We start from the raw sequence: 5,288 nt of genomic DNA on the forward strand, positions 1-5,288 counted from the left end.
CCCCCTCGCCCGCCCCACGCCGCGGCCACGAAACGATCATTATTGGGACGGGCCCGCGCGCCGCGCGGCTCGGCCGCCGGCGGCGGGGGAACCCTGTGCTCACGCGGCGGCTCAGTGGTGTCGGCCCGTGGTCTCGATGGGGAGCCGCCCGGTCCTTACGTCCAGAACGGATGGAGGTCCTGCATGCGAGTACCCGACCAGGGCGAACCCCGCCCCCTCATCAGCACCCGCGCCCTAGTGATCATCATCGCCGCGATCGGCGCCGCGGTCCTCGCCGCCGCCGTCCCGCCCTTGGCGATCCCCATAGGCGTAGGCGTGGCCGTGATCACCCTCCTCGCCCAGATAGTCAAGGACTGACCACCGCCCGCCGGGTCAGAAGACGGGGATGATGTCCTCTGGGTCTATGTCGGAGACGTCCACGCCCTCGATGTCGAGTTCGGGGATGGCGGGGAACTCGATGCCCCAGCGTTCGACGATGGCGCGGACGCGGGCGATGGCGACCCGCCAGTTCTCGGCCTGCTCGTCGAAGGACAGGACGCCGAGCCCGGCGTCGCGGGCGTGGCTCATCAGGACGCGGTGGTTGGCGAGGAAGTAGGGCGGCAGGTCCCAGAAGCCGTCCGGCGGCTCCCACAGGATCATGGAGAGGAAGACGAAGCCGGCGCGGAGCTGCTTGGTGATCTGGCCCTTGACGTCGTCGGTGAGGCCGGGCCACTCGTTCTCCAGGATGGTCATGCAGATCTGCAGGTGGCGCGACTCGTCCCGGCCGATCTTCTTGAACATCTCGCCGAACACCGGGTGCCGCGTGCCGGTGGCCATGCCGCGGAACAGGGTGGACGCCGCCATCTCGCCCATCATGAAGCTCGTGAACAGGACCGCGAGCGAGTACTTGCGGACGGCGGTGCTATAGCCCGCCCAGTAGCGGCCGCCGTTGTGGTAGAGCCAGCCGATGTTGTTGTGCGCGGCCTTCTCCAGGTCGGTCTCGGGGCGCCAGTCGAGGGGGCCGCCGGGCCACATCTTGGCGATGGCGCGCTGGCAGCACTCCTCGTGGTTCATCTCGTCCCGCGTGATCGAGAAGAAGCACTTGCGGACCGGGTCCTCCTCGTGCTGCTCGAACGCGTGGATGGTCGCGCGGGCGAAGACGGCCGGGCCGGAGGCGTCGAAGTTGGCGAGGACCGCGAACCAGTACATGATCCCGAGCCGCTGCTCCGGCGTGAAGTCCTCGGGGCGCAGCTCGTCCCAGGGCAGGTCGGCGGGGTTCCAGACCGTGCGCTTGGACTTCTCGTAGATGGCGGCGAGCTTGTCGGTCTCGACCCGCCACTCCATCGGGTAGATGTTCGGCTGGGGGATCTCCGGGGCGGGCCAGAACCCGCCCTCAGGAATGGTCAGCTTGTCGGTCATGCAGGGCTCCTCGGAAGTCACCGCGTTGTGACGCTTTCTCTCCCATCGTGCGGGAATCTGTCACATCGCGCAAGGGCCGCCGGACGCGGGTGCGCTGGGTGAGGGCCACGCAGACCAGCACGGCGACGGCCGCGAGGGCGGTCGTGGCGTCGACCGGCTCGGCGAGCAGGAGGCCGGACCAGAGCAGCGTCAGCACCGGCTGGGTGAGCTGGACCTGGCTGGCGCGGGCGATCCCGGCCCGCGCGAGGCCCTCGTACCAGGCGAAGAAGCCGAGGTAGGCGGAGAAGGCGGCGACGTAGCCGAAGCCGAGCGCGGCGCGTCCGGTCCAGGCGGGGTGGGTCGTCGCGAGGAGCCACCCGGTGACCGGGACGGTGATCGGCGCGGCCAGGATCGTCGCCCAGGAGATGACGCGCCAGCCGGGCATGCCGCGGGTCAGCCGCGCGCCTTCGGTGTAGCCGGCCGCGGCGGCGAGAAGGGCGGCGAACAGGAGCAGGTCCGCGGCCGTGACGCGGCCGGCGCCGCGGATCAGCGCGAACCCGGTGACGCAGGCGGCGCCCGCCGCGCTCGCGAGCCAGAACGCGCGGGACGGCCGCTCCCCCGCCCGCAGCACACCGAACACGGCCGTGACGGCGGGCAGCAGCCCGACCACGACGGCCGAGTGGGCGGACGATGCGCCGTGGTCGAGCGCGAGCGTGGAGAGCACGGGGAACCCGAAGACCACCCCGGCGACGACGACCGCGAACCCCGCCCACTGACCGCGGTGCGGCGGGCGGGCTCGCACGGATAGCAGTGCGACGGCGGCGAGGACGGCCGCGGCGGCGGAGCGGCCGACGCCGATCAGGTAGGGGTCGAGCCCGTCGAGCGCGAAGACCGTTCCCGGCAGGGTGAAGGAGTAGGTCAGGACGCCGAGCGCGGCGAGCGGCAGGCCGGACCGGGAGGCGGGGGCCGCTATCGGGGTGCTGACGATAGCGCTATCTTGTGCTCTCATGAAGAACGATAGCAGTGTGGCGGCGCTGGCCGACGCGCTGCGCGCGGACGTCCGCCGGATGAGCGCCGGGGAGCGGCTGCCGTCGAGCCGGGCGATGGTCGAGCGGCACCGGGTCAGCCCGGTCACGGTGTCCCGGGCGCTTGGGCTGCTCGCGGCCGAGGGACTGGTCGTGACGCGGCCGGGCAGCGGGGCGTTCGCCGCGGAGCGCCGCGCGGCCGCCCCGGAGCCGGCCGACTTCGGCTGGCAGGCGGTGACGCTCGGCGACCGCGCCGTCGACCCGTCGGGGGTGGCGTGGCTGCTCACCCCGGCGCCGGAGGGAGTGGTCGCGCTGAGCGGCGGCTACCTGCATCCGGTGCTGCAGCCGGCGCGGGCGCTCGCGACGGCGGCGGCGCGGGCCGCCCGGCGGCCGGACGCGTGGGAGATGCCGCCGCTCGGCGGCGTGCCGGAGCTGCGCGCCTGGTTCGCCCGCACGGTCGGCGGCGCGGTCTCCCCCGCCGACGTCGTGATCACGAGCGGCGGGCAGCAGTCCCTCACGACCGTCCTGCGGGCGCTGCTCCCGCCCGGCGCGCCAGTGCTGGTCGAGTCGCCGACGTACCTGGGCGTCCTCGCGGTGGCGCGGGCGAGCGGGCTGCATCCGGTGCCCGTCCCGGTGGACGCGGACGGCGTCCGCCCCGACCTGCTGGCCGAGGCGTTCGCGCTGAGCGGGGCGCGCGTCCTCTACGTCCAGCCCGCCTTCCACAACCCGACCGGCGCCGTGCTGAGCGCCGAGCGGCGCGAGCGGGTCCTGGACGTGGCGCGGGCGGCGGGCGCGTTCGTGGTCGAGGACGACTTCGCGCGGCACCTCGGCATCGGCGCGCCCCCGCCGCCGCTGGTCGCGCAGGACACCGACGGGCGGGTCGTGCACATCGCGTCCCTCACCAAGGCGACCGCGCCCAGCCTGCGGATGGCGGCGGTGATCGCCCGCGGGCCGGTCGCGGCGCGGATCCGGGCGACGCAGCTGGTCGAGGAGTTCTTCCCGGCCAGGCCGCTGCAGGAGACGCTGCTGGAGCTGGTCAGCTCGCCCGGCTGGCCGCGGCATCTGCGGACGGTCCGGGCCGCCCTCCGGTCGCGCCGCGACGCGCTTGTCGCCGCGTTCGCCCGCGAGCTGCCGGAGCTGCGCGTGAACCGTCCGGACGGCGGCTTCCACCTGTGGGCCCGCCTGCCGGACGGGGTGGACGACACGGCGCTCGCCGAGGCCGCCCTGCGCGCCGGCGTCCTGGTCAGCGCGGGGCGGCCCTTCTTCCCCGCCGAGGCGCCCGCCCCGTACCTGCGGATCAGCTACGGGACGGCGGCCTCGGAGCCGGAGCTGGCCGAGGGCGTGCGCCGCCTGGCCGCGGTCATGCGGCGGTGACGAAGCAGAACTCGTTGCCCTCCGGGTCGTGCCAGACCTGGAAGGGGGACGCCGGGTCGCCCATGGGGCCGGCGGCCGGGATCGCGCCGAGGTTCGCCGCGCGCTCGCCGGCCCGGTGGATGTCGGGGACCTCCAGGTCCAGGTGAAGCCTGTTCTTGGTCTTCTTGGCCTCGGGGACGCGCTGGAACGACAGGACCGGCCCACCGGTCCCCAGCGGTTCGAGGTCGAGCCAGTGGTCGTCGGACTCGGCCGACTTCATGCCGAGCAGGCCGCCCCAGAACGCCGCCATCGTTTCGAGGTCGGCGCAGTCGACGACGATGTGGCCCACTTTCGGGGTCATCGCACGCCCCCCGCGGTCCGAGCGGTGTGCGCCGCTGCCCGCGCGCAGTACGGGACCGGCTGACGGCGGCGCACTGGACGCAGCTCGCTGAACCGGTCGCGGACCCAGGCCCGCCTCTGCGCGGCGCGCTCCGCCGACCGGACGCGCGCGATGAGCGTCGCCTCGACGAGGTCCGCGTGGAGTCGCGCGTACTCACGCTCGGCCCAGGCGTGCCGCGTGGCGAGCGTCGCCAGGTACGGCAGCTGGTTCATGTCGTCCTCCCGTTCGTTGACACCAGCTAAACCATAACGCCGGTGTCGCAGTACCGCAACCACCAAAACCTCTATACTGGTGTCGCGACTTGGTACAGTTGCCCGCGAGAGGCAGGAGGGGCGATGGCCGGCACGGATGACGACCCAGCGCTGCTGCTGACGGACTTCGTCAACACGCTCAACATCGACTCCGCCACCGACGGGCTCACGACGCCGGACGATCTCGCCGGCTGGCTGGCCGGACGCGGGCTCGCCCCCGGCGGCGCACGGGCCGGCGATGCCGATCTCCGCGCGGCGATCGCGCTGCGCGAGGGCCTGCGCGAGGCCATGTCCGCCCACCACGGCCCGCAGACCGCCGATCTCCCCGCCGCCCTGGAGGACGCCCTGGCCGCCCTCCCGCTGCGGGTCGCGCTCACCGGCGAACGCCCCGTGCTCGTCCCGCTCGACCCGCCCGGCGCACCCGCCGGCCTCGCCCGCGTCGCCGCCGCGATCATGGAGACCGCGGCCGCCGGCACCTGGCCCCGCCTGAAGGTCTGCCAGGAGGGCACCTGCCGCTGGGCGTTCCTCGACACGTCCAAGAACCGCTCCCGCGCCTGGTGCTCCATGAGCACCTGCGGCAACCGCACCAAGACCCGCTCCTACCGGGAACGGCGCCGCGTTTGATTGCATTTCTCTCCTCCTTCGGGCCCTAGAGGGCCCTCCATCGCCGAGAAATGCGGTGCGATCGCTGCATCGCTCCGGCTCGCCTTGCGGCTCGCTGCGCGATCAGGTTTCTCGCACGCTCGAAACCTGCCTTCGGACGCGATCGCGCGGCTTTGGGCTGTTGCGTGGTTGCGGTGGTGGCTGGGGTCAGCGGGTCCGTTGAGTTGGGGCCAGGGTCCGCGGCGGCGGTGATCGGGCGATGGTCCGGGGGCTCTAGGG

The 5,288-nt window shown here is 73.5% G+C and carries 7 protein-coding genes; 3 read left to right on the forward strand and 4 right to left on the reverse strand.

All coding sequences use genetic code 11. From position 1 onward, the window contains the following. The first annotated feature begins 183 nt into the window (after positions 1-183). Positions 184-357: a hypothetical protein gene (locus tag E1293_RS48250; RefSeq protein WP_165978683.1), complete on the forward strand. Its 174-nt coding sequence runs from the start codon at positions 184-186 to the stop codon at positions 355-357. Positions 358-372: 15 nt separating this feature from the next. Here E1293_RS48250 and E1293_RS44240 read toward each other — a convergent pair whose 3' ends face one another. Together E1293_RS44240 and E1293_RS44245 are read right to left on the reverse strand one after the other, a co-directional pair. After that, complete coding sequence (locus E1293_RS44240; protein ID WP_132205708.1) at positions 373-1,398, reverse strand: hypothetical protein; 1,026 nt, start codon at positions 1,396-1,398, stop codon at positions 373-375. Continuing rightward, positions 1,373-2,386, reverse strand: coding sequence for a DMT family transporter (locus tag E1293_RS44245; protein WP_132205710.1), 1,014 nt, complete (start codon positions 2,384-2,386; stop codon positions 1,373-1,375). The genes E1293_RS44240 and E1293_RS44245 overlap by 26 nt, the downstream gene beginning before the upstream one ends. Between E1293_RS44245 and E1293_RS44250 the strand changes: the two genes are divergently transcribed. Further along, complete coding sequence (locus E1293_RS44250; protein WP_132205712.1) at positions 2,385-3,776, forward strand: aminotransferase-like domain-containing protein; 1,392 nt, start codon at positions 2,385-2,387, stop codon at positions 3,774-3,776. The genes E1293_RS44245 and E1293_RS44250 overlap by 2 nt on opposite strands. Here the strand turns inward: E1293_RS44250 and E1293_RS44255 are convergent. Beyond that, positions 3,763-4,116 (reverse strand): VOC family protein, encoded by a 354-nt coding sequence (locus tag E1293_RS44255; RefSeq protein ID WP_132205714.1) that lies wholly within the window; start codon positions 4,114-4,116, stop codon positions 3,763-3,765. The two genes, E1293_RS44250 and E1293_RS44255, sit on opposite strands and share 14 nt — an antisense overlap. Continuing rightward, complete coding sequence (locus E1293_RS44260) at positions 4,113-4,367, reverse strand: hypothetical protein (RefSeq protein ID WP_132205716.1); 255 nt, start codon at positions 4,365-4,367, stop codon at positions 4,113-4,115. The genes E1293_RS44255 and E1293_RS44260 overlap by 4 nt, the downstream gene beginning before the upstream one ends. A gap of 123 nt (positions 4,368-4,490) precedes the next feature. Here E1293_RS44260 and E1293_RS44265 point away from each other — a divergent pair, with 123 nt between their 5' ends. Further along, positions 4,491-5,030, forward strand: a complete 540-nt coding sequence (locus E1293_RS44265) for a CGNR zinc finger domain-containing protein (protein ID WP_132205718.1) — start codon at positions 4,491-4,493, stop codon at positions 5,028-5,030. Positions 5,031-5,288: the final 258 nt, after the last annotated feature.

This window comes from Actinomadura darangshiensis (assembly GCF_004349235.1).
Classification (GTDB): Bacteria; Actinomycetota; Actinomycetes; order Streptosporangiales; family Streptosporangiaceae; genus Spirillospora; species Spirillospora darangshiensis.

Excerpts from the sequence above, each read along its gene's own strand:
- E1293_RS48250 (WP_165978683.1), top strand. The coding sequence starts at position 184 with ATGCGAGTACCCGACCAGGGCGAACCCCGCCCCCTCATCAGCACCCGC.
- E1293_RS44265 (WP_132205718.1), top strand. The coding sequence starts at position 4,491 with ATGGCCGGCACGGATGACGACCCAGCGCTGCTGCTGACGGACTTCGTC.
- E1293_RS44260 (WP_132205716.1), bottom strand. The coding sequence starts at position 4,367 with ATGAACCAGCTGCCGTACCTGGCGACGCTCGCCACGCGGCACGCCTGG.
- E1293_RS44250 (WP_132205712.1), top strand. The coding sequence starts at position 2,385 with ATGAAGAACGATAGCAGTGTGGCGGCGCTGGCCGACGCGCTGCGCGCG.
- E1293_RS44255 (WP_132205714.1), bottom strand. The coding sequence starts at position 4,116 with ATGACCCCGAAAGTGGGCCACATCGTCGTCGACTGCGCCGACCTCGAA.
- E1293_RS44240 (WP_132205708.1), bottom strand. The coding sequence starts at position 1,398 with ATGACCGACAAGCTGACCATTCCTGAGGGCGGGTTCTGGCCCGCCCCG.
- E1293_RS44245 (WP_132205710.1), bottom strand. The coding sequence starts at position 2,386 with ATGAGAGCACAAGATAGCGCTATCGTCAGCACCCCGATAGCGGCCCCC.